Source organism: Pseudomonas sp. WHRI 8519, assembly GCF_040224055.2.
Classification (GTDB): domain Bacteria; phylum Pseudomonadota; class Gammaproteobacteria; order Pseudomonadales; family Pseudomonadaceae; genus Aquipseudomonas; species Aquipseudomonas putida_X.
Genome location: NZ_CP167996.1, coordinates 5,437,086 through 5,458,588, shown reverse-complemented (window position 1 = coordinate 5,458,588; position 21,503 = coordinate 5,437,086). Strand labels below are relative to the sequence as shown.

The 21,503-nt window shown below is 62.4% G+C and carries 21 protein-coding genes; 7 read left to right on the top strand and 14 right to left on the bottom strand.

The genetic code is table 11. From position 1 onward, the window contains the following. Positions 1-38: 38 nt before the first annotated feature. From ABRP30_RS24980 to ABRP30_RS24970, 3 genes are all read right to left on the bottom strand, one after another. On the bottom strand, positions 39-671 hold the full coding sequence (locus ABRP30_RS24980) for a TetR family transcriptional regulator (RefSeq protein WP_241806223.1): 633 nt from the start codon (positions 669-671) through the stop codon (positions 39-41). A gap of 70 nt (positions 672-741) precedes the next feature. Continuing rightward, positions 742-2,436 carry a hypothetical protein gene (locus ABRP30_RS24975; RefSeq protein ID WP_349976275.1) on the bottom strand — a complete coding sequence of 565 codons (1,695 nt, stop codon included), beginning with the start codon at positions 2,434-2,436 and terminating at the stop codon, positions 742-744. 188 nt (positions 2,437-2,624) lie between these two features. After that, complete coding sequence (locus ABRP30_RS24970; protein ID WP_349976274.1) at positions 2,625-3,077, bottom strand: phage infection protein; 453 nt, start codon at positions 3,075-3,077, stop codon at positions 2,625-2,627. Positions 3,078-3,418: 341 nt separating this feature from the next. Here ABRP30_RS24970 and ABRP30_RS24965 point away from each other — a divergent pair, with 341 nt between their 5' ends. Further along, complete coding sequence (locus tag ABRP30_RS24965) at positions 3,419-5,485, top strand: AsmA family protein (protein ID WP_349976273.1); 2,067 nt, start codon at positions 3,419-3,421, stop codon at positions 5,483-5,485. 32 nt (positions 5,486-5,517) lie between these two features. Here ABRP30_RS24965 and ABRP30_RS24960 read toward each other — a convergent pair whose 3' ends face one another. Next, positions 5,518-6,048, bottom strand: a complete 531-nt coding sequence (locus tag ABRP30_RS24960; protein WP_241806219.1) for a bacterioferritin — start codon at positions 6,046-6,048, stop codon at positions 5,518-5,520. A gap of 48 nt (positions 6,049-6,096) precedes the next feature. Then, positions 6,097-6,438 (bottom strand): osmotically-inducible lipoprotein OsmE, encoded by a 342-nt coding sequence (gene osmE, locus ABRP30_RS24955; RefSeq protein WP_267819062.1) that lies wholly within the window; start codon positions 6,436-6,438, stop codon positions 6,097-6,099. Between the two features lie 125 nt (positions 6,439-6,563). Here osmE and ABRP30_RS24950 point away from each other — a divergent pair, with 125 nt between their 5' ends. Next, positions 6,564-7,454, top strand: coding sequence for a triacylglycerol lipase (locus tag ABRP30_RS24950; RefSeq protein ID WP_349976272.1), 891 nt, complete (start codon positions 6,564-6,566; stop codon positions 7,452-7,454). Here ABRP30_RS24950 and ABRP30_RS24945 read toward each other — a convergent pair. Next, a complete protein-coding gene (locus tag ABRP30_RS24945; RefSeq protein ID WP_267819058.1) occupies positions 7,435-8,328 on the bottom strand; it encodes a DMT family transporter in 894 nt (297 codons plus the stop codon). The two genes, ABRP30_RS24950 and ABRP30_RS24945, sit on opposite strands and share 20 nt — an antisense overlap. 143 nt (positions 8,329-8,471) lie before the next feature. Between ABRP30_RS24945 and ABRP30_RS24940 the strand changes: the two genes are divergently transcribed. The 3 genes from ABRP30_RS24940 (at position 8,472) to ABRP30_RS24930 (ending at position 10,688) form a co-directional block, all read left to right on the top strand. Then, positions 8,472-9,260, top strand: coding sequence for a helix-turn-helix transcriptional regulator (locus tag ABRP30_RS24940; protein WP_267819056.1), 789 nt, complete (start codon positions 8,472-8,474; stop codon positions 9,258-9,260). Positions 9,261-9,324: 64 nt separating this feature from the next. Further along, on the top strand, positions 9,325-9,609 hold the full coding sequence (locus tag ABRP30_RS24935) for a PsiF family protein (protein ID WP_267819054.1): 285 nt from the start codon (positions 9,325-9,327) through the stop codon (positions 9,607-9,609). A gap of 71 nt (positions 9,610-9,680) precedes the next feature. Further along, complete coding sequence (locus ABRP30_RS24930) at positions 9,681-10,688, top strand: AI-2E family transporter (RefSeq protein ID WP_241806213.1); 1,008 nt, start codon at positions 9,681-9,683, stop codon at positions 10,686-10,688. A gap of 104 nt (positions 10,689-10,792) precedes the next feature. Here ABRP30_RS24930 and ABRP30_RS24925 read toward each other — a convergent pair whose 3' ends face one another. Beyond that, positions 10,793-12,058 carry an Hsp70 family protein gene (locus ABRP30_RS24925; protein WP_267819052.1) on the bottom strand — a complete coding sequence of 422 codons (1,266 nt, stop codon included), beginning with the start codon at positions 12,056-12,058 and terminating at the stop codon, positions 10,793-10,795. A gap of 164 nt (positions 12,059-12,222) precedes the next feature. On the opposite strand from ABRP30_RS24925, the gene cbpA reads away from it, so the two are divergent. Then, positions 12,223-13,176, top strand: coding sequence for a curved DNA-binding protein (gene cbpA, locus ABRP30_RS24920; protein WP_241806211.1), 954 nt, complete (start codon positions 12,223-12,225; stop codon positions 13,174-13,176). A gap of 2 nt (positions 13,177-13,178) precedes the next feature. Next, positions 13,179-13,484, top strand: a complete 306-nt coding sequence (locus tag ABRP30_RS24915) for a chaperone modulator CbpM (protein WP_012316438.1) — start codon at positions 13,179-13,181, stop codon at positions 13,482-13,484. A 164-nt stretch (positions 13,485-13,648) separates the two neighbouring features. Here the strand turns inward: ABRP30_RS24915 and ABRP30_RS24910 are convergent, their stop codons facing one another. From ABRP30_RS24910 to cycA, 7 genes are all read right to left on the bottom strand, one after another. Beyond that, the gene (locus ABRP30_RS24910) at positions 13,649-14,164 is read right to left on the bottom strand and encodes a GNAT family N-acetyltransferase (protein ID WP_267819049.1); all 516 of its coding nucleotides are present in this window, start codon (positions 14,162-14,164) and stop codon (positions 13,649-13,651) included. A gap of 31 nt (positions 14,165-14,195) precedes the next feature. Beyond that, entirely contained in the window at positions 14,196-14,894 is a 699-nt protein-coding gene (urtE, locus tag ABRP30_RS24905; protein WP_267819047.1) for an urea ABC transporter ATP-binding subunit UrtE, read from the bottom strand. Between the two features lie 99 nt (positions 14,895-14,993). Continuing rightward, complete coding sequence (urtD, locus tag ABRP30_RS24900; RefSeq protein ID WP_241806208.1) at positions 14,994-15,851, bottom strand: urea ABC transporter ATP-binding protein UrtD; 858 nt, start codon at positions 15,849-15,851, stop codon at positions 14,994-14,996. After that, positions 15,848-16,927 (bottom strand): urea ABC transporter permease subunit UrtC, encoded by a 1,080-nt coding sequence (gene urtC, locus ABRP30_RS24895; protein ID WP_349976271.1) that lies wholly within the window; start codon positions 16,925-16,927, stop codon positions 15,848-15,850. Before urtC ends, urtD begins: the two co-directional genes overlap by 4 nt. Further along, positions 16,927-18,414, bottom strand: coding sequence for an urea ABC transporter permease subunit UrtB (urtB, locus tag ABRP30_RS24890; RefSeq protein WP_349976270.1), 1,488 nt, complete (start codon positions 18,412-18,414; stop codon positions 16,927-16,929). Before urtB ends, urtC begins: the two co-directional genes overlap by 1 nt. 128 nt (positions 18,415-18,542) lie before the next feature. After that, positions 18,543-19,808, bottom strand: a complete 1,266-nt coding sequence (gene urtA / locus ABRP30_RS24885; RefSeq protein ID WP_241806205.1) for an urea ABC transporter substrate-binding protein — start codon at positions 19,806-19,808, stop codon at positions 18,543-18,545. 188 nt (positions 19,809-19,996) lie between these two features. Next, the gene (gene cycA / locus ABRP30_RS24880) at positions 19,997-21,403 is read right to left on the bottom strand and encodes a D-serine/D-alanine/glycine transporter (protein WP_349976269.1); all 1,407 of its coding nucleotides are present in this window, start codon (positions 21,401-21,403) and stop codon (positions 19,997-19,999) included. Positions 21,404-21,503 lie beyond the last annotated feature (100 nt).

Here is a 21,503-nt window from a genome sequence, read left to right as displayed (position 1 = left end):
CACAATCGGGCAGTGCGCCATGGTAGCAGAAGTGCGCTTCAGCCCGGATTACCCAGACCCTGCCAATGCCGTGCACCGACGAAGATGAAGCGTAACTGCTGGGTTATCTTGTCCCGTGCGCTCAGGGCCTGTGGATAACCTTGCTCCGGGTTGTCGATCAGTTCCGGCAGGGTGGCAAACACGGTCTTCACCACCAGGTCGGCGATCACCGCCAACGCTGCCTCGTTCAGGTGCTGCCAGCGTTTCATGCGCGCAAGGTCGGTGGACAGGTCGTTGCTGATACCTTGGCGCAAGCGGCCGATGGCCTGGCGCACCGCCTGCGAGCCGCCGTACTGCTCGCGGGCCAGGAACAGGAACTGTGCCCGGTTGGCGGCTACCACGTCGAGGAAGATGCGTACCGAAGCGTCGGTGATGCCGCCCAGTTCGAATTCATTGTGCCGCACCAGGCGGATGGTCTGGCGGAAGGTGTCATCGACCTCGGCCACCAGCGCCAGGCCCAGGGCGTCCATGTCGGGGAAGTGCCGATAGAACCCGGTGGGCACGATGCCGGCGGCCTTGGCCACTTCGCGCAGGCTGATGCTGCCGAAGCCACGGCCACTTTCCATGAGCTGGCAGGCCGCGTCGAGCAGGGCCTGGCGAGTCTGTAGCTTCTGTTCGGCGCGCGGCAGCATGTCAGGTCATTGATCACATGAGAAACCTGCACTTTATTGGCTCATGGCCAAAAGTCAAAAAAAAGCAGTTTCAAGCCGCTTGCTCGTTGAGGTGGCGCGCAGCGTAATGCTCAATGTAGTTATCGCCGCTGATGGGGACCTCCAGCATCTTCATGTCCATGTTTGCCAGGCGCTTGAGAATGGAGGGCGCATACTTCACCAACAAGGCCTGCTTGCGTTTGGCCCAGCTCCGCACTTGCCTGGCCGAGGCCGCCTGGGTACGCAGCAGGGCCACTGCGTGGTGCTCTAATTGGTTCAGTAGGTAGACATCGAGGATCACTTCATCCAACGCGTCGTTTCGGGCATTGGCCAGGTATCTCAAGCAGGGCATGCGCACCCCCAGCAGCCTGGCCAGCAACAGCAACTCTTCGGTCTGCATGTGCCGGTTCGGTATTCTGGCAATGCCCGAACGCAGGGCTTCGATGCACGCATCCAGGTGTTTGAGCAGGCGCTGGCGTTGCTTGCCAGTGCTGGCCTGCGTGCTGGCAGGGGCTGCCTGTTTCAGTGAGTAGGAAGCGGCTTTGAGCATGATGACCATGTTTTCGCCTTCGGCTGTGATCGCGCCGTTGTTGGTCAGCAAGTAGCCGATGATCTTGTTCGCCGAGAACATCCCTTGGGCTCCGCACCGTTCACGGCACCGCGTCAGGGTGTCCTGGCTGCCCCAGGTCGAAACCGCCTTGAGAATCGCCACCTCGTTAAGTACTTCGGGGGGCAAAGGCTTGATTGCATCATTGCCCAGCCCCGCGACGATCTGTTCCAGCCAGGCTGCGTGGACCAGGGTGGTCGCAACGTCGATGGCCATGGGGTGGCGATAGGTGGGATAGCTGAGCAAATTGACCGGCCCAGCTGGGCTGAAGCTCTGGCGTTTCTGAGCGTAAGCGTAATTGATCTGCAGGCCCGCCATCGCTACTGCAAGGGAGCAACTGGCCATACACAGCTTGCCGGACTGAACGCGTTCGACCGAGCTGAGGAAGCGCTGGCTGCGCGTGTTCGTCAGCCGCAGGCTGCCGTCGCGGTCGAGTTCGATAATCCCTCGCTGCAGCAGTGCCTCGTACGGGAGTTCGACGTTATCGAACGAGGTCATGGCATTGTCCAGGTGCAACCCCGGCTTGTGGCCCAGCGCCGTGATTCGAATGCCGGTGCAGGCGGCGCCATCTGCCTGCAGTGGAACCAGGAATGGCAGGATGCCGACGAACTGATCCTTGACCATCAGCCGTGCCATGACGACCGCTATTTTGGGTAGCGAACTGTGCGTACTGTTCGGCATGAACTTGTAGGACTGGGCACTGGGAGAGTTAAGCATGAAGCGCTGTCGTTCAGGGTGGTAGTGCGCTTCGGTTTCCAATGAAAAAAGATTGCTTCCGTACCCCAGTTCAGTTGCCAGGTACACACCGATTGCCGTGCCATCGTTCAAGCGGCTGTAATGTTCACGCACATAGTCACTTTCATCGCCCAGGGATTTGATGGTCCCCATGCACAGGTTGTAATGAATGGAAATCATCGATGCCAGGGCGCCATCATGGATGGCACAGACTGCGTGGAGCTGGAGCAATCTGGGCAGGTCGCACAGCAAGGTATCACCTCGCATGCTGGGGTGCGCCAATACATCGATCAAGGCTTGCTTGGCATCTTCACCGGTCGTGATGGGCCTGGCGATGCGGGCCAGAAGTTCTTCGTCCAGCCAGTCCGGCCTGAGTGCTATCAGATCAGTTGTGGGATTTGTCATGCCAACGCTCCATCGCCTCATTTGTCTCAACTTAACAATGGCGATGGGGGGGCTGAAACTGGCAGAAATGATAGGTACTGGTGCAACAGGCGGGCATGCAATACCCCCGTAAAACAAAGCCCGGTCAAGTGACCGGGCCGGGAGGGGCGCAAGCGCTGTACTGCCAGTTGTTCTTTTCGGCCATGGCGTCAGCTCACGCGGCTGATTTCGACCAGGCGGTCCGAGCCACCTTCGGCAACATGGCCACTGCGTTCGATCAGACGGTCAGAACCACCTTCGGCAACACGATCATTGCGTTCGATCAGACGGTCAGAACCACCCTCGGCAACACGATCATTGCGTTCGATCAGACGGTCAGAACCACCCTCGGCAACACGATCATTGCGTTCGATCAAACGGTCGGAACCACCTTCGGCAACTTGGCCACTGCGTTCGATCAGGCGGTCAGAACCACCTTCGGCCACACGATCACTGCGTTCGATCAGGCGATCCGAGCCACCTTCGGCAAGGGTTTTCAAGGGCTGGGCGACTTCCACAGCGCTGGAGCGCGATTCGGCGGTCAGGTGCTGGTCGGCTGCAGGCACGGCAAAAGCGTTGGCAGCAAGAATGGACAAGGTCAGGGTCAGCAGTTGGCGTTTCATGATTTGAGTGCTCCTCAGAGGGGCTGGAAAGTGGGTACGGAGCCAATGCTACGCCCGGTAGCGCCAGAGAGAAGTTCATACGGATAATGGTAACAATCGATGCCATTGATAGCCGTCCAAGAGGGCTCTGGCACGCGGCCTTCAAGTCGATGTGTGGCTCATTGCCACCGTTGCTTTCACGCCACGGCGCACCTGCTCTATGGGCAAAACCTGAACAATGAGCCAAGAAAAACTTCGCTATCATGAGCTTCACCGATAAAACCCTGCGGGCTTTCATCAGTCCGAGACAGTGAGTGCCATCGTTGCGCCGTTATGCGCCAAGCCGTCAGGAGAATCACGCAATGACGCGTCCCGCCAGAATCCTCGTCTGGACCCTTACCAGCCTGCTGACCCTGCTGGCGATACTGGTGGTGGTGATCGCCACCTTCGACTGGAACCGCGTCAAGCCGCTGCTCAATGAGAAAGTCTCCGAAGCGTTGCACAGGCCGTTCGCGATCAATGGCAACCTGGCGGTGCATTGGCGTACTGAGCCGGAAGAAGGCGGGTGGCGTGCCTGGGTACCGTGGCCGCACTTCACTGCCGAGGACCTGACCCTGGGCAATCCCGATTGGCTGAAGGCGCCAGAGATGGTCGGCCTGGAGCGTGTGGAGTTTCGTCTGGCGCCGCTGCCACTGATATTCCAGCAGATCGTCATCCCGCGTATCGACCTGGTCAAACCCACCGCCAGCCTTGCTCGGCTGGCCGATGGCCGCGCCAACTGGACCTTCGACTTAGGCCCCAAGGATGAGAATGCGCAGCCCTCCAAGTGGCAGTTGGACATCGGCGCCATCGGTTTTGACCAAGGCAATGTAAGCCTGGACGACCAGACCCTGAAAACCAGTATGAAGGTGCAAATCGACCCGCTGGGCAAACCGATCCCGTTCAGCGAGATCGTTGGCCAAGCCAGCGCGCAAAAGGCCGGCGGTGCACAGGATTACGCCTTCGGGCTCAAGGTCCGGGGCCGCTACAAAGGTCAGCCGGTTTCCGGCACGGGCAAGATCGGTGGCCTGCTGGCGCTGCAGGACGCCAGCCAGCCGTTCCCGCTGCAGGCCGATGTGCGGGTTGCCGATACCCATGTCGTACTCGCCGGCACCCTGACCGACCCGCGCAACCTGGGTGCGCTGGACCTTCGCTTGCGCCTGTCCGGTGCGAGCCTGGGCAACCTTTATCCGCTGACGGGGGTGACCCTGCCAGATACCCCGGCCTACTCGACCGATGGCCACCTCACGGCCAACCTGCATGCGGCCACAGGCGCGACCTTCAACTACCAAGGGTTCAACGGCAAGATAGGTGACAGTGATATCCACGGCGACCTGGCGTTCACCGCGAGCCAGCCACGGCCGAAACTCTCCGGCAAGCTGGTGTCCAATCAGCTGTTGTTCAAAGACCTGGCACCACTGATCGGTGCCGATTCCAACGCCGAGCAGAAGGCCCGTGGGGGCGCCAGCAAGCAGCCTGCTGGCAAGGTGCTGCCGGTGGAGGAGTTCCGCACCGACCGCTGGCGCACCATGGACGCCGACGTCGAGTTTGCCGGCAAGCGCATCGTTCACAGTGAACAGTTGCCATTCAACGATCTCTCCGCCCATGTGATCCTCGATGACGGTCTGCTGCGCCTGGACCCCCTGCGCTTTGGCGTGGCCGGTGGCAACCTGGCATCCAGTATTCGCCTGGATGGCCGCAGCGTGCCGCTGCAGGGGCGCGCCCGGCTGACCGCACGCGGCTTCAAGCTCAAGCAGCTGTTCCCCACCTTTGCGCCGATGCAGACCAGCTTCGGGGAGCTCAACGGCGATGCCGATATCACTGGCCGCGGCAACTCGGTGGCGGCGCTACTGGGTACGGCCAATGGTGACCTGCGCTTGCTGATCAACGATGGCGCGATCAGCCGCAGCCTGATGGAGATCGCCGGGTTGAACGTGGGCAACTATGTGATCGGCAAGCTATTTGGCGATGAGGATGTTCAGATCAATTGCGCAGCGGCCGATGTGGGTATCAAGGACGGGCTGGCGAGTACGCGCCTGTTCATATTCGATACCGAAAACGCGATCATCTATGTCAATGGCACCGCCAACTTCGCCAGCGAGCAGCTGGACTTGAAGATTACTCCGGAGTCGAAAGGCTTGCGGCTGTTCTCCCTGCGCTCGCCGCTGTATGTTCGCGGGCCGTTTGCCAAGCCCGGTGCAGGCGTGCAGGCGGTGCCGCTGGCCTTGCGCGGGGCAGGCATGGTGGCGTTGGGTGTGGTGGCAGGGCCGGCGGCGGGGTTGTTGGCGCTGGTAGCACCGAGCAGTGGCGATGAGCCCAACCAGTGCACGCCGTTGTTGCAGCAGATGAAAGCCGGCAAGGCGCCGGCTGAGGTGAAGAGCAAGAGGTGAATGAACAGGGGCCGCAAAGCGGCCCCTGGTGATTACAAGCCTTCGAGAATATCCGACATGTCGTCGGCGTGTTCCTCTTCCTGAGCCAGGATGTCCTCGAAGATCCGACGCGTGGTCGGGTCCTTGTCACCAATGTACTGAATGATCTCGCGGTAGCTGTCGATCGCGATGCGTTCGGCCACCAGGTCCTCCAGCACCATCTCCTTCAACGTGTTGCCCGCTACGTATTGAGCATGGGAGTTCTTGGTCAGGTTGTCCGGGTTGAAGTCCGGCTCGCCACCCAGCTGCACAATGCGCTCGGCCAGTTTGTCGGCGTGCTCGGCCTCTTGGTTGGCATGCTCGAGAAACTCCTCGGCAGCCACGCTCGCCTTGATCCCGCTGGCCATGAAGTAATGGCGCTTGTAGCGCAATACGCAGACAAGCTCGGTGGCCAGCGACTCATTGAGCAGGCGCAGGATTTCCTGGCGGTCGGCGTGGTAACCCTCGGTCACCGCACCTTGCTCGACGTGCTCACGGGCACGCTTGCGCAGGGTTTGCACATCGGTCAGTTCAACGTTGCTCATGGTTATCTCCAGACAAATCAGGAAGAGTGGTCAAGGTATTACGCAGGCTCAGGCGCCGTTTACGGCTTCGCTGTCCTCTTCTCGTTGTTTGCAGGTCTTGAAGCCCTTGGCATCGACATGGCCGGTGGCATCGAAACGCACGTAGTAAGGCTGCTGATGGCCATCGCGGTTGAGGATGTAGTCGTTGCAGGTGCCTCCATGCGGCAGGTCGATGGCATTCGATGGGCTGCCACCGATGGCGATGACTTTCTGCATGGTCATGCCGTTTTCAACTTGCTTGACCAGTGGCTCGTCGCGGAAGGTGACGTAGTCCACAGGGTTTTCCGGGCGGCTGCCACAGGCGGCCAGGGTCGCGCTTGCCAGAAGGATTGCCAGGGTCTGTTTGTACATGGTCCCGCTCCTTGCTCCAGGGTCTGTTCTGGTTTGGAACCGCGCGGCGCGTCAGGAGTTCGATTGCGATGCTCATTCAGGCCGCTGTAGTGTTGGCGGGTCGTCCACGCAAAGGGGCTGGGCCCATGCAGCAGGAATTGGCTACGCGATACCCGTTGGTGCTGGTGCCGGGCATGCTCGGCTTTGTCAGGGCGTTGCTGTATCCCTATTGGTTCGGCATCGTGCCGGCCTTGCGCAAGGGCGGGGCGCAGGTGTTTCCCGTGCAGGTATCGCCCTTGCACTCCAGCGAAGTGCGCGGTGAGCAGTTGCTGGCGATCATCGAAGACATCTGCCAGCGCACCGGCGCTGACAAGGTCAACCTCATCGGCCATAGCCAAGGCGCCCTGAGCGCGCGATATGCCGCTGCCAAGCGGCCAGAACGTGTGGCATCGGTGACCTCGGTGGCCGGGCCCAACCATGGCTCGGAACTGGCCGACCACCTGGCGCGTACAGCGCCGGGCGATTCTGCTCAAGGGCGCATCCTCAGGGCGGTTCTGCACGGCCTGGCGGTGCTGCTGGGGTGGCTGGAAACCGGATGGCGGCGCGCCCCATTGCCAATCGACGTGCATGCCTCGCACCAGTCGCTGACCAGTGCCGGCGTAGCGCTGTTCAACCAGGCTTATCCACAGGGCCTGCCCGACACCTGGGGCGGCGAGGGGGCGGAAGAGGTCAACGGCGTCCGTTACTATTCGTGGTCAGGCACTTTGCAACCAGGTTTCACCGACCAAGGGCGTAACCGCTTTGACGGCAGCAACCGCTTCTGCCGCCTGTTCGCCCGCAGCTTCGTCAAGGAAAAGGGCCAGTGTGACGGCATGGTCGGGCGCTTCAGTTCGCACCTGGGGCAGGTGATCGGGGATGACTACCCGCTGGACCACCTGGACATCGTCAACCAGTCGCTCGGCGCCGTGGGCAAGGGCGCCGAGCCGGTGCGCCTGTTCACCGAGCACGCCGCTCGCCTCAAGGCTGCGGGGCTGTAGCCCGGCGGCGCACGGGGGTGCTCCAGCGTTCGGCGAGGATCACCCCGGCCAGGGTCAGCAGGCCGCCGATCAGGTGGTAGCTGGCCAGTTGCTCGTCGAGCACTGCGGCTGCGATCAGCGCGGTCACCAGTGGCAGCAGGTTGAAGAACAACGTGGTGCGGCTTGGCCCCAGGCGTTGCACGGCCTGCATCCACACCAGCGGCGCGATCATGGAGGCCAACACACAGGCGTACAGCACCAAGCCCACGTTATGCACGTTCAGGCCGGTCTTTTCAGAAACCAGGAACAACGGCAGCAAGACCATGATTGCTACCAGCACCTGCAGATACAGCAACTGCAAGGGCGGCAGGCGCAGCTGCCATTTCTTCAGCAGGAAGCTGTACAGCGCGTAGGCCAGGGTGGCCACCAGCATCAGCAGGTCGCCGCGGTTCAGGCCTTGCTCCAGCAAGCTGCCGGGCTGGCCGGCGGAGACCACTTCCAGCACGCCGATGAACGACACCACAGCGCCGGTCAGCGCACCGTAGCTCAGCCGCTGGCCGAGCCACGCGATGGACAGGGCCAGCGACATCAAGGGCATCAGCGAGAGAATGATGCCCATGTTGGTGGCGCTGGTGATGCTGGCCGCGAAATAGGCCAGGCTTTGGTAGAGGGCCATGCCGAGCACGCCAAGGGCGAAGATTCTGGCCAGGTGCGGACGGATGGCCGCGCGGTTGCGCCACACGGCCGGTAGCAGGAATGGGGTGAACAGCAGCCCTGCGAGCAGCCAGCGGTAGAAGCCGATCTCGGCAGGGTGAATGGCACCTGCGGACAGCTTGGTGACCACGGTGTTGCCGGCCCAGATGAGGATGGCGGTAAGGGGGTACAGGTAATTCATGACGCAGCGGCTCTCGGATGCTCACTAGCCCCTGTGGCAGCGTGCCCGCTTGCACAGAGGTTGTAGGGTGGCCCGGTATTATCGGATGTCTGTCAGCAAGCCTATACTCTTATCCAGACAACCTGCCCCTTGAAGCAGACAGCATGCGCCGTAAATACCTCGACATCCCCCAGTTCGACCTGCTTCCTGCGCCGGTGTACCTGCGCCACGACGAATTCGGCGCCGATACGCACAGCGCGCCGCACCGCCACACCTGGGGCCAGCTCAACTACACCGCCCATGGCGTGATGCACCTGGACGTCGACGGCCAGCGTTTTCTGTCACCCCCGCATTACGCTGTGTGGGTGCCGCCGGATACCGAGCATGGTTGCTACAACCCGCAGGCCATCGTGTACCGCTCGGTCTATCTGGACCGCAGCCTGTGCGGCGGGCTACCGCAGCAGCCGTGCAGCCTGGTGATCAGCGATATCCTCAAGGCCATCCTCGGCGACTTCGCCCGTCGTGATGTCAAGGTGGCTCAGGACGAACGCGACCAGCGCCTGGTGCAGGTGCTGCTCGACCAGTTGCTGCAGGCACCCACCCAGACCTGCTACCTGCCCTTCGCTCATAGCGAGGGCCTGCGCCAGGTGCTCGATGCCCTCGTCGCCGAACCTGGTGACAACCGCCCGCTGGCGGACTGGGCGGCGCAGGTGCATGTCAGCGAACGCACCCTGGCGCGGCAATTTCTGCGCGAGCTGGGCATCAGCTTTGGCGAGTGGCGCCTGCGCCTGAGGTTTTTGCGGGCTATCGAGGCGCTGGAGGCCGGTTTGCCGATACAGGCCATCGCCTTCGACCTCGGCTACAGCAGCGCCTCAGCATTCATCGCCATGTTCCAGCGCCAGGCCCATTGCACGCCGGAGCAGTACCGGCGGCAAGCGCGCACGGGTGTGTAAAATTTGTTGTCTACACTCATCTGCGACACCGTGCATCGGGCGCGGGAGAGAAGGAGACCACTCCATGAAGATGCTGCACATGCCATTGCTGGCGTTGGCCGTTATGTTCAGTGCGCAGGGATTCGCCGCCACCGCTCAACAGGAAAAGATGACCTCGTGCAATGCCGACGCTTCTGCCAAGGCGCTCAAGGGCGATGAGCGCAAAGCCTTCATGAGCAACTGCCTGAAGAAAAGCGTACCGCCCACCCAGCAGGAAAAGATGAAGCTCTGCAACGCTGACGCCAGCGCCCAGGCCTTGAAGGGCGATGAGCGAAAGGCCTACATGAGTGACTGCCTGAAGAAGAAATGACCTGCGCCTATGCCTGTAGGACGAAGGCTGGCAGACTGCGGTTCTTTTCCGTTGTCTGCCGTTGAGGCTGTATGACCTTCACCCCCCGCCAGGTCACCCTGGCCAGTTGGATCATCGTATTTGCCGGCCTGCTGCTGGCGCTCCCTCTGAAATTGTTACCTAGCTTGCTGGCCGGGTTGCTGGTGTTCGAGCTGGTGAACATGCTCACGCCACGCCTGCAGCCGATCATTGCCGGGCAGCGCGCGCGCTGGCTGGCGGTGGCGCTGCTGGGTACACTGGTGGTCAGCACCCTGACCTTGCTGATCGCCGGCGCGTTCAGCTTCCTGCTGCACGAGGCGGAAAACCCCGGCGCCTCGCTGGACAAGTTCATGGCCCTGTTCGAGCGTGCCCGTGGCCAGTTACCGCCGTTCATCGAGAGCTACCTGCCGGCCAGCGCCGCGGAATTCAAGGTGGCCATCGGCGACTGGATCAAGAGCCACCTCAGCGACCTGCAGCTGGTAGGCAAGGGCATGGCGCACATGTTCGTGACGCTGCTGATCGGCATGATTCTCGGCGCGATCATTGCCTTGCAGCGCATCCCCGACATTTCCCGGCGCAAGCCGCTGGCTGCCGCCTTGTTCGAGCGCCTGAGCCTGTTGGTGCAGGCGTTTCGCAACATTGTCTTCGCGCAGATCAAGATCTCGCTGCTCAACACCGTGTTCACCGGCATTTTCCTCGCTGTGGTGCTGCCGCTGTTCGGTGTGCACCTGCCGCTGACCAAGACGCTGATCGTGCTGACCTTCCTACTTGGGCTGTTGCCGGTAATCGGCAACCTGATGTCCAACACGCTGATCACCATCGTTGGCATGTCGCTGTCGATCTGGGTGGCGGCGGCCGCGCTGGGGTATCTGATCGTTATCCACAAGGTCGAGTACTTCCTCAACGCGCGGATCGTGGGCGGGCAGATCAGTGCCAAGGCCTGGGAGTTGTTGCTGGCGATGCTGGTGTTCGAGGCGGCGTTCGGCCTGCCGGGCGTGGTAGCGGGGCCGGTGTACTATGCGTACCTCAAGAGTGAGCTGAAGCGGGCGGAGCTGGTTTGAAGCGGCAAGCTGCAAGCTTCAAGCTGCAAGCTAAAGCCGACCGCGGTGGGCCGTCTATCGCCAATCGGCTTGTAGCTTGTAGCTTGTAGCTTGTAGCTTGCGGCTCAGCCGTAACGTTTGCGTGCTTCGATCGCCAGGCCGCTGCCGATGCTGCCGAAGATGTTGCCCTCCACATGCCGCGCATTGGGCAGCATTGCCGCCACGCTGTTGCGCAGCGCCGGAATGCCGCTGGAACCACCGGTGAAGAACACCGTGTCCACCTGGCCTTCGCTTACACCGGCTTTGGTCAGCAACTCCGTGACGCTGCCACGCACCCGCTCCAACAGCCCTTCGATCGCGCCTTCGAACACCGTACGGGTCAGGTCCACGCCCAATTCGCGCTCGACGCGGCCGAGGTCGATACGGCGGCTTTCGTGGTCGGTCAGCTCGATCTTGCTGGCCTCCACCTCCATCGCCAGCCAGTGCCCGGCCCGCTGCTCGATCAGCTTGAACAGACGGTCAATGCCCAGCGTGTCCTCGATGTCATAGCGCATGCTGCCCAGTGCCAGTTGCGACTTCTGCGAGTACAGGGCGTTGATGGTGTGCCAGGTGGCCAGGTTGAGGTGATAGCTGGTCGGCATCAGCGCACCGCTCTTCATCCGGCTGCCGTAACCGAACAGCGGCATCACGCCCTGCAGGCTCAACTGCTTGTCGAAGTCGGTACCCCCGATGTGCACGCCGCCGGTGGCGAGGATGTCGCTTTGACGCTCGGCTACCTGGTGACGTTCAGGTGACAGGCGGATCAGGGTAAAGTCCGAGGTGCCCCCGCCGATATCCACGATCAATACCAGCTCTTCACGGCTGATACCTGACTCGTAGTCGAACGCGGCGGCAATCGGTTCATACTGGAACGACACGTCCTTGAAGCCAATCTTGCGGGCCACGTCGGCCAGGGTGTCCTCGGCCTCCTGATCGGCGGCCTGGTCTTCGTCTACGAAGAACACCGGACGGCCCAGTACCACCTGATCGAAGCTGCGGCCGGCAGCGGTTTCGGCGCGGGTTTTCAGCTCGCCGATGAACATGCCCAGCAGGTCCTTGAACGGCAAGGCGCTGCCCAGCACGCTGGTGTCGTGCTTGATCAGCTTGGAGCCCAGCAGGCTCTTGAGCGAGCGCATCAGGCGGCCTTCGTAGCCTTCGAGGTATTCGTGCAGTGCCAGCCGGCCATACACCGGGCGGCGCTCTTCGATATTGAAGAAAACCACCGAGGGCAGGGTGATCTTGCCGTCTTCCAGGGCTATCAGCGATTCGACCCCGGGGCGGTGCCAGCCGACGGTAGAGTTGGAGGTGCCGAAGTCGATGCCCAGGGCACGGGCCGGGGATACGTCAGACATGGGAAAAGGGCTTCCGGAGGCAAAACGGCCGCGCAGTTTATGCCACTTGGCCAGAGAATCAAGACCGGTCGTCTGCCTTGAAGCAAAGCCAAGCGAACCTTGAAAGGCTATGCTTGACCCTTATCTTCAGATGCAACATGAAAATTCACATTGGTGATCCATAGATGGACTTCAAAGACTACTACAAGATACTCGGCGTAGAGCCCACGGCGGACGAGAAGGCGATCAAGGCCGCGTACCGCAAGCTGGCGCGCAAGTATCACCCTGACGTCAGCAAGGAGCGCGACGCCGAGGAGAAATTCAAAGAGGCCAACGAGGCCTACGAGGTGCTTGGCGACGCCCAGAAACGCGCCGAGTTCGACGAGATCCGCAAGTACGGCGGCCAGCACGGCCGGCCATTCCAGGCCCCGCCGGGCTGGGAGAACCGTGGCGGTGCGGGCGGTGGTTTCGAGGGCGGTGATTTCTCCGATTTCTTCAGCTCGATCTTCGGTGCGCGGGGCGGCAACCCGTTTGGCGGCGCTCGGCAACAACGCAGTGCCGGCAGGCGAGGGCAGGACGTGGAACTGGAACTGGCGATCTTCCTTGAGGAAACCCTGAGCAAGGAATCCAAGCAGATCAGCTTCCAGGTGCCGCAGACCAACGCTGCCGGCCAGCGAACCGGGTTCACCACCAAGACCTTGAACGTGAAGATCCCGGCTGGCGTGAGCGACGGCGAGCGCATCCGCCTCAAAGGCCAGGGGGCACCTGGCAGCGGTGGCGGCGCCAACGGCGACCTGTTCCTGACCATCCGCATGGCACCGCACCCCCTGTTCGATGTCGAAGGCCAGGACCTGATCATCACCGTGCCATTGGCACCGTGGGAGGCTGCTTTGGGCACCAAGGTGGCGGTGCCGACCCTGGACGGCAAGATCAACCTGACCATCCGCCCCGACAGCCAGAGCGGCCAGCGCCTGCGTGTGCCTGGCAAAGGCCTGGCGAACAAGCAGGGCGAGCGCGGCAACCTCTACGCCCAGCTCAAGGTGGTCATGCCGCCGGCATCCGACGCCTCTGCCCGCCAATTATGGACCCAGCTTTCCGAGAAAGCGGCGTTCAACCCGAGGACACAGTGGAGTAAGTGATCATGAGCAGCACCCTGATCGTTCAACTGGACATGCGCACGCTTTGCCAGGAGGCCGATATCACGGCCGACTACGTGGTCGAGATCGTCGAGCACGGCATCGTTGAACCTTCGGGGCGAACGCCGGAGGAGTGGTTGTTCGATGATCAGGCGCCGCTGCTGGCCAGGCGTGCGGCGAAGCTGCACCAGGAGCTGGAGCTGGAGTGGGAAGGGGTGGCACTGGCGCTGGAATTGTTGCAAGAGGTGCAGCAGTTGCGCAGTGAGAACAGCATGCTCAAGCAGCGGCTGGGCAGGTTTACCCAAATGTGATGTCGACTGCACCGGCCCCATCGCCAGCAAGCCGGCTCTCATAGGGGCGGTGCAGAACAACTGGTCCCCAGCTGTGGAGCAGCTGTCTTGCTCAATTTCTAAAGCCGGCGCGATCGGCGTGGGGGCCGGCTTGCCGGCGATGGGGCCTGTGCAATCAGCAAAAATCAGGCTGGCTCTGCCTCCGGGTCGAGCACCAGCTGCATGAAAGTCAAATCCAGCCAGCGCCCGAACTTCACCCCCACCTGGGGCATCTGCCCGGTCACCACGAAGCCCAGGCGCTCATGCAGGCGCACCGACGCCGCATTGCCACTCTCGATGGCTGCGACCATCACATGCTTGCCACACCCCCGCGCGCGCTCGATCAGTGCTGCCATCAACTGCGGCCCCAGGCCCTTGCCGCGCTGATCGCCCCGGATATACACCGAATGCTCCACGGTATGGCGAAAGCCCTCGAACGGCCGCCAATCGCCAAACGACGCATAGCCCAGCACACCGCTGTGATCCACTGCCACCAGAATCGGATAACCCTGCTGTGCCCGGGCCTCGAACCAGGCCTGGCGGTTGCCGAGGTCCACCGGCGTTTCGTTCCAGATCGCCGTGGTGTTGCGCACCGCGTCGTTATAGATGTCCAGGATGCCCGGCACGTCAGCGGGCAGGGCATCGCGAATTTCGTGGCTCATTGCTACATCTCACTAGGTCCAGGGCTGCAGATTAAATGGTTACCAGCCCACGCACACCCTCTGCCTGCATGTTTTCGCCACGCCCGCGCTGGATGATTTCGCCACGGGCCATGACCAGATACTGGTCGGCAAGCTCCTCGGCAAAGTCATAGAACTGCTCCACCAGCAGGATGGCCATGTCGCCACGCTCAGCCAGGCGGCGGATGACGGCACCGATTTCCTTGATGACTGATGGCTGTATACCTTCGGTGGGTTCGTCGAGAATCAGCAGGCGTGGTCGGCTGGCCAGGGCGCGGCCGATAGCCAGCTGCTGCTGCTGGCCGCCAGACAGGTCACCACCGCGCCGCTGCTTCATCTGTTCCAACACCGGGAACAGTTCGTAGATGAACGCAGGCACCTCACGCGCCTCGCGTGCCGGGAAGCGCGACAGGCCCATCAGCAGGTTTTCCTCGACGCTGAGCCGCGCGAAGATCTCGCGGCCCTGGGGCACGTAGGCAATGCCGGCATGCACCCGTTGCTGCGGCTTGAGCGCGGTGATTGGCTTGCCTTCCCACGCCACGCTGCCTTCGCGTGGCGGCACCAGGCCCATCAGGCAGCGCAGGAGGGTGGTCTTGCCCACGCCGTTGCGTCCCAGCAGGCAGGTGACTTCACCGACCTTGGCCTCGAAGGACAGGCCGCGCAGGATGTGGCTGCCGCCGTAGTACTGGTGCAATTCACTGACTTCAAGCACTTTCAATTCCTCGTTCTTGTCAGCTACAAGCCTCGAGCCGCAAGGGCAAGATAAAGCACCGCTACTGCTTGCGGCTTGCGGCTTGCCACTTGAGGCGCGCTAGCGCCCTAGATAAACCTCGACCACCCGCTCATCCGCCTGCACCTGCTCCAGCGACCCTTCTGCCAGTACGCTGCCCTGGTGCAGCACGGTCACATGGTCGGCAATGCTGCCGACAAACCCCATGTCGTGCTCCACCACCATCAGCGAATGCTTGCCGGCAAGGCCCTTGAACAGCTCAGCGGTGAACTCGGTCTCGGCATCGGTCATGCCAGCCACCGGCTCGTCGAGCAGCAACAGTTGCGGCTCCTGCACCAGCAACATGCCGATCTCGAGGAATTGTTTCTGCCCATGCGACAGCAGGCCTGCCTGGCGCTGGGCCAGGGGGAGCAGGCGCAGGGTGGTCAGTACCTCCTCGATGCGTTGCTGTTGCTCACCGTTCAAGCGTGCTGCCAGGCAGGCCCAGACCGATTTTTCGGTTTTCAGTGCCAGTTCCAGGTTTTCGAACACGGTCAGCGCTTCGAACACCGTGGGCTTCTGGAACTTGCGGCCAATGCCGGCCTGGGCGATCTGGTATTCGCTCATGCGGGTCAGGTCCAGGGTATCGCCGAAGAACGCACTGCCGGTGTCGGGGCGCGTCTTGCCGGTAATCACGTCCATCATGGTGGTCTTGCCAGCACCGTTGGGGCCGATGATGCAGCGTAATTCACCCACACCGATGTACAGGTTCAAGTCATTGAGGGCCTTGAAACCATCGAAGCTGACGCTGATGCCTTCCAGGCTCAGCACCGTGCCGTGACGGGTATCGAGCCCCGCCTCCCGGCGGCTGCCCAGGCCAATGGCATCACGGCCACTGCCAAGGTTGTCGAATACCGGTTCGAGCATGAATTCCGGATGCACAGGTGGCACGCCTTTCATGGCTGGCTCCTTTTCTTCAGCAGGCCGACCACGCCCTTGGGCAGGTACAGGGTGACGAGGATGAACAATGCGCCGAGGAAGAACAGCCAGAATTCAGGGAAGGCAACGGTGAACCAGCTCTTCATGCCGTTGACCAGGCCTGCGCCCAGCAGCGGGCCGATCAGTGTGCCGCGCCCGCCCAGGGCTACCCAGACAGCAGCCTCGATGGAGTTGGTCGGCGACATTTCGCTGGGGTTGATGATGCCCACCTGTGGCACATAAAGTGCGCCTGCCAGGCCGCAGAGCACGGCGCTCAGCACCCACACCAGCAGCTTGAAACCCCGCGGGTCATAGCCACAGAACATCATGCGGTTTTCTGCATCGCGTACCGCGGTGAGCAGGCGGCCGAACTTGCTCTGGGTCAGGCGCCAGCACAGGTACAGGCTTGCCAGCAGCAAACCGACGGTGAGCAGGAACAGCACCGCGCGGGTGCCCTGCGCGGCAATGTCGAAGCCCAGAATCGTGCGGAAGCTGGTGAAACCGTTGTTGCCGCCAAACCCTGTCTCATTGCGGAAGAACAGCAGCATGCCGGCGAAGGTCAGGGCCTGGGTCATGATCGAGAAATACACGCCCTTGATCCGCGAGCGGAATGCGAAGAAGCCGAACACCAGCGCCAGCAGGCCCGGCGCCAGCACCACCAGGCACAGGGCCCAGGCAAAGTGCTGGGTACCGGCCCAGTACCAGGGCAGTTCGTTCCACGACAGGAACGTCATGAACCCTGGCAGGCCGTCACCCGCGGCCTGGCGCATCAGGTACATGCCCATGGCGTAGCCACCGAGGGCGAAGAACAGCCCGTGCCCGAGCGACAGCAGCCCGGCGTAGCCCCAGACCAGGTCCAGGGCCAGGGCGACGATGGCGTAGCAGAGAATCTTGCCGACCAGCGTGAGGGTGTAGGCCGATACCTGCAATGCGTGGTCGGGCGGCAGCAACGACAGCGCCGGCATGGCCAGCAACAGCAGGACGACGACCGTGCCAATGGCGAGCGACAGGCGCGGCCCGGCTTTTTGCGAAGCGGTGACAAGCAGTGGCTGGTTCATCAGTCGATAACCCGTCCCTTGAGGGCGAACAGGCCTTGCGGGCGCTTCTGGATGAACAGAATGATCAACGCAAGGATGAGGATCTTGCCAAGCACTGCGCCTATTTGCGGCTCCAGCAGCTTGTTGGCTATCCCTAGGCCGAAGGCGGCCCAGAGGCTACCGGCCAGTTGCCCGACACCGCCGAGCACCACCACCAGGAACGAGTCGATGATGTAGCTCTGGCCAAGGTCCGGGCCGACGTTGCCGACCTGGCTCAGCGCTACACCACCAAGCCCAGCAATGCCCGAGCCCAGGCCGAAGGCGAGCATGTCCACGCGCCCGGTGGACACGCCACAGCAGGCAGCCATGTTGCGGTTCTGGGTCACCGCACGCACGTTCAGGCCCAGCCGCGTGCGGTTGAGCAGCAGCCATGTCAGCAGCACCACGGCCAGCGCGAACGCAATGATCACCAGACGGTTGTAGGGCAGCACCAGGTTGGGCAGCAGCTGGATGCCTCCAGACAGCCAGGCCGGGTTGCTGACCTCGACGTTCTGCGCGCCGAACAGCAGGCGGATGGCCTGGATCAGTATCAGGCTGATGCCCCAGGTCGCCAGCAGGGTTTCCAGCGGGCGGCCGTAGAGGTGGCGGATCACCGTGCGCTCCAGCGCCATGCCCACCCCGGCGCTGACGGCGAAGGCCACTGGCAGGGCAATCAACGGGTAGAACTCGATGGCGCCGGGGGCGTAGCGCTGCAGCAGCACCTGGACCATGTAGGTGCTGTAGGCACCGAGCATGAGCATCTCGCCGTGGGCCATGTTGATCACGCCCAGCAGCCCGAAGGTGATCGCCAGGCCGAGCGCCGCCAGCAGCAGGATCGAACCCAGCGACAGGCCGCTGAACGCCTGGCCGAGCAGTTCACCGAACAGCAGCTTGCGTTTGACTTGGGCCAGGCTCGTTTCAGCGGCAGTACGCACGGCTGCGTCGGTTTCCACATCGGGCTGCAGCAAAGCCTCCAGGCGCGTGCGGGCCAGGGGGTCGCCAGTTTCGCCAAGCAGTCGTACCGCCGCCAGGCGTACGGCTGGCTCGCTGGCGCCCAGTTGCAGGTTGGCCAGTGCCAGGCCAAGCGCAGCGTGCACCGCAGTGTCGGGTTCGCTGGCAAAGCGCCGGTCGAGGAACGCCATTTGCGCCGGGCGCGCACTTTTTTGCAGTTGCTGGGCGGCGGCCAGGCGCGTGTCGCTGTTGTCGCTGAGCAACTGATGGCTGGCCAGGGCGTTATCGATCAAGCCGCGCAGGCGGTTGTTAAGACGCACCTTGCGGGTGTCATCGGCGGCGATGCGGCCCTGGCGCAGGTTTTCCAGCAGCGGCAGGCGCGCGGCTTCGGGTTGCGCCGCCCAGCCTTCGAGCAGGCGAGCCTGCTCGGCGGGCTTGGCGCTGAGGAAGAATTCGCCCTCGCTGGCCTGGGTTGCCAGGGGCAGCAGGAGCAGCAGGGTAAGGAGGATTCTGAACATGCGGGCAATCCTGAAATCGGCGGTGGATTCATCGCCGGCAAGCCGCGCCCCCACAGGTTGGTGCTGTTCTCATGACCCTGTGGGGGCTGGCTTGCCAGCGAATGGGCTGCAGCGCAGCCCCAGTGCACTCAGTTGCCTTTCACTGCATAGTCAGGGCGCTTTTCGTTGCCTGGAATGAACGGGCTCCACGGCTGCGCGCGCAGCGGTTGCTCGGTTTCCCAGACCACGCTGAACTGCCCGTCATCCTGGATTTCGCCGATCATCACCGGCTTGTGCAGGTGGTGGTTGGTCTTGTCCATGGTCAGGGTGAAGCCGGACGGGGCCTTGAAGGTTTGCCCACCCAGGGCTTCGCGGACCTTGTCGACATCGGTGGACTTGGCTTTTTCCGCCGCTTGCGCCCACATGTGGATGCCCACATAGGTGGCTTCCATCGGGTCGTTGGTCACGGCCTTGTCGGCACCCGGCAAGTTCTTGGCTTTGGCGTAGGCCTTCCAGTCTGCGACGAACTTCTGGTTGACCGGGTTATCCACCGATTCGAAGTAGTTCCAGGCGGCGAGGTGGCCTACCAGCGGCTTGGTGTCGATACCGCGCAGTTCCTCTTCACCCACCGAGAACGCCACCACCGGTACGTCGGTGGCTTTCAGGCCCTGGTTGGCCAGCTCCTTGTAGAACGGTACGTTGGAGTCGCCGTTGACGGTGGAGATGACTGCGGTTTTACCGCCCGCCGAGAACTTCTTGATGTTGGCGACGATGGTCTGGTAATCGGCGTGGCCGAACGGGGTGTAGACCTCTTCGATATCCTTGTCGGCCACGCCTTTGCTGTGCAGGAAGGCGCGCAGGATCTTGTTGGTGGTGCGCGGATAGACGTAGTCGGTGCCGAGCAGGAAGAAACGCTTGGCGCTGCCGCCGTCTTCGCTCATCAGGTATTCCACGGCGGGAATCGCTTGCTGGTTGGGCGCGGCGCCGGTGTAGAAGACGTTCGGCGACATCTCTTCGCCTTCGTACTGCACCGGGTAGAACAGCAAGCCGTTGAGCTCTTCGAACACTGGCAGCACCGACTTGCGTGACACCGAGGTCCAGCAGCCGAACACCACCGCGACCTTGTCCTGGGTCAGCAGCTGACGGCTCTTTTCGGCGAACAGCGGCCAGTTGGATGCAGGGTCGACCACCACCGGTTCGAGCATCTTGCCGTTGACCCCGCCCTTGGCGTTGATCTCGTCGATGGTCATCAGGGCCATGTCCTTGAGCGATGTTTCGGAAATCGCCATGGTCCCGGACAGCGAATGCAGGATGCCGACCTTGATGGTCTCGGCGGCCTGGATGCTCCAGCTAAGACCCATCGCCGCAATCGATGCGCTGAGGGTAAAGGCCTTGATCAGACTGCGACGCTTCATGTGCTCTCTCCGCTGAGTTTTTTTTGGTGTTGGCCAAGCGGGGAGGGGCGTTGCAAGGGGTGTGCCGAACGGCAAAAGGTGCGTAATAGAAGGGCTGTGCGAGGTGTTGGGGCGCGGGGCCGGTCCAGGATGGTGCCTGGATGTTTTGCCTGCACAGCATTGGGGCTGCAAAGCAGCCCCTTGGTGCATCAGCTGTTGCGCACCGCCGTTCGCGGATGGCGCTTGCTGCGCACACCTTGGTAGGTGACCGCCAGCAACACGAACCAGATTGGCGTAACGATCAGCGCAGAGCGGGTGTCCGCTTCCAGGCTCAGCAGCACCAGGATGAAGGCGAAAAACGCCAGGCACACGTAGCACATGAAGCGCCCGCCCGGCATCTTGTAGGTCGACGCCTGGTGCAGCGCCGCCCGGGTTTTGCGGTACTTCAGGTACGACAGCAGGATCAGCGTCCAGACAAACATGAACAGCACCGCGGAGACCGTGGTCACCAGGGTGAATGCCTCGATCACATTCGGCACCATGTAGATCAGCACCGCGCCAAGCAGCAGGCAGGTGCACGAGAAGTACAGCCCGTTGGCCGGGACGGCGCGGCTCGACAACTTTTCGAATGCGCGCGGTGCATCGCCTTCCTGGGCCAGGCCGAAGAGCATGCGGCTGGTGGAAAACACGCCGCTGTTGGCCGACGAGGCCGCCGAGGTCAGCACCACGAAGTTGATGATGCTTGCCGCCGCCGGCAGGCCGGCCAGCACGAACAGTTCGACGAACGGGCTCTTGCCCGGCACCACGTCGCGCCAGGGGGTCACCGCCATGATCGCGATCAGTGCCAGCACGTAGAACACGATGATGCGGATCGGTATCGAGTTGATCGCCCTTGGCAGGGTGCGCTCAGGGTTCTTCGCTTCGGCGGCGGTGGTGCCGACCAGCTCGATGCCGACGAAGGCGAATACGGCGATCTGGAAGCCGGCGAAAAAGCCCATCAGGCCATTGGGGAACATGCCGCCGTCATTCCACAGGTTGGCCAGCTGCGCGGTGCGCCCGCTCGGCGATTCGAAGCCGGTGATGACCATGTACAGCCCGGTTGCGACCAGGCCCAGGATGGCCAGGATCTTGATCAGGGCGAACCAGAACTCCATCTCACCGAACATCTTCACGGTAACCAGGTTAAGCGACAGCAGCACTGCAACGCAGGTCAGCGCGGGTATCCACTGCGGCAGGTCCGGGAACCAGAACTGTGTGTAGGCGGCAATCGCGACCACATCGGCAATACCGGTGACCACCCAGCAGAACCAGTAGGTCCAGCCGGTGAAGTAGCCGGCCCAGGGGCCGAGCAGGTCGGCCGAGAAATCGATGAACGACTTGTAGTTGAGGTTCGACAGCAGCAGTTCGCCCATGGCGCGCATGACGAAGAACAGCATGAAGCCGATGATCATGTAGACGAAGATGATCGACGGCCCCGCCAGGCTGATGGTCTTGCCCGAGCCCATGAACAGGCCGGTGCCGATGGCGCCACCGATGGCGATCAGCTGGATGTGGCGGTTGGTCAGGTTACGCTGCAGGTGCTGCGCTTGAGCAGGGGGGGAAGAGGTCCGGGTCATCGGCTGCATTCCATTGAGGGTCAGTCTTTTTGTGAAAGCCGCGTAGGCTAACACGCGCGTCCCAAAACGGGGCGCGACAGATCGACTCGACTTTTCGGTA

Bases quoted from the DNA above. Each gene is read 5' to 3' on its own strand.
- ABRP30_RS24980 (WP_241806223.1), bottom strand. From the start codon at position 671: ATGCTGCCGCGCGCCGAACAGAAGCTACAGACTCGCCAGGCCCTGCTC.
- ABRP30_RS24960 (WP_241806219.1), bottom strand. From the start codon at position 6,048: ATGAGCAACGTTGAACTGACCGATGTGCAAACCCTGCGCAAGCGTGCC.
- urtA (WP_241806205.1), bottom strand. From the start codon at position 19,808: ATGAAGCGTCGCAGTCTGATCAAGGCCTTTACCCTCAGCGCATCGATT.
- ABRP30_RS24940 (WP_267819056.1), top strand. From the start codon at position 8,472: ATGCGCCGTAAATACCTCGACATCCCCCAGTTCGACCTGCTTCCTGCG.
- urtB (WP_349976270.1), bottom strand. From the start codon at position 18,414: ATGTTCAGAATCCTCCTTACCCTGCTGCTCCTGCTGCCCCTGGCAACC.
- ABRP30_RS24910 (WP_267819049.1), bottom strand. From the start codon at position 14,164: ATGAGCCACGAAATTCGCGATGCCCTGCCCGCTGACGTGCCGGGCATC.
- ABRP30_RS24975 (WP_349976275.1), bottom strand. From the start codon at position 2,436: ATGACAAATCCCACAACTGATCTGATAGCACTCAGGCCGGACTGGCTG.
- ABRP30_RS24930 (WP_241806213.1), top strand. From the start codon at position 9,681: ATGACCTTCACCCCCCGCCAGGTCACCCTGGCCAGTTGGATCATCGTA.
- ABRP30_RS24935 (WP_267819054.1), top strand. From the start codon at position 9,325: ATGAAGATGCTGCACATGCCATTGCTGGCGTTGGCCGTTATGTTCAGT.
- osmE (WP_267819062.1), bottom strand. From the start codon at position 6,438: ATGTACAAACAGACCCTGGCAATCCTTCTGGCAAGCGCGACCCTGGCC.
- ABRP30_RS24950 (WP_349976272.1), top strand. From the start codon at position 6,564: ATGCAGCAGGAATTGGCTACGCGATACCCGTTGGTGCTGGTGCCGGGC.
- ABRP30_RS24965 (WP_349976273.1), top strand. From the start codon at position 3,419: ATGACGCGTCCCGCCAGAATCCTCGTCTGGACCCTTACCAGCCTGCTG.
- urtD (WP_241806208.1), bottom strand. From the start codon at position 15,851: ATGAAAGGCGTGCCACCTGTGCATCCGGAATTCATGCTCGAACCGGTA.
- cbpA (WP_241806211.1), top strand. From the start codon at position 12,223: ATGGACTTCAAAGACTACTACAAGATACTCGGCGTAGAGCCCACGGCG.
- urtC (WP_349976271.1), bottom strand. From the start codon at position 16,927: ATGAACCAGCCACTGCTTGTCACCGCTTCGCAAAAAGCCGGGCCGCGC.
- ABRP30_RS24925 (WP_267819052.1), bottom strand. From the start codon at position 12,058: ATGTCTGACGTATCCCCGGCCCGTGCCCTGGGCATCGACTTCGGCACC.
- ABRP30_RS24915 (WP_012316438.1), top strand. From the start codon at position 13,179: ATGAGCAGCACCCTGATCGTTCAACTGGACATGCGCACGCTTTGCCAG.
- ABRP30_RS24945 (WP_267819058.1), bottom strand. From the start codon at position 8,328: ATGAATTACCTGTACCCCCTTACCGCCATCCTCATCTGGGCCGGCAAC.
- ABRP30_RS24970 (WP_349976274.1), bottom strand. From the start codon at position 3,077: ATGAAACGCCAACTGCTGACCCTGACCTTGTCCATTCTTGCTGCCAAC.
- cycA (WP_349976269.1), bottom strand. From the start codon at position 21,403: ATGACCCGGACCTCTTCCCCCCCTGCTCAAGCGCAGCACCTGCAGCGT.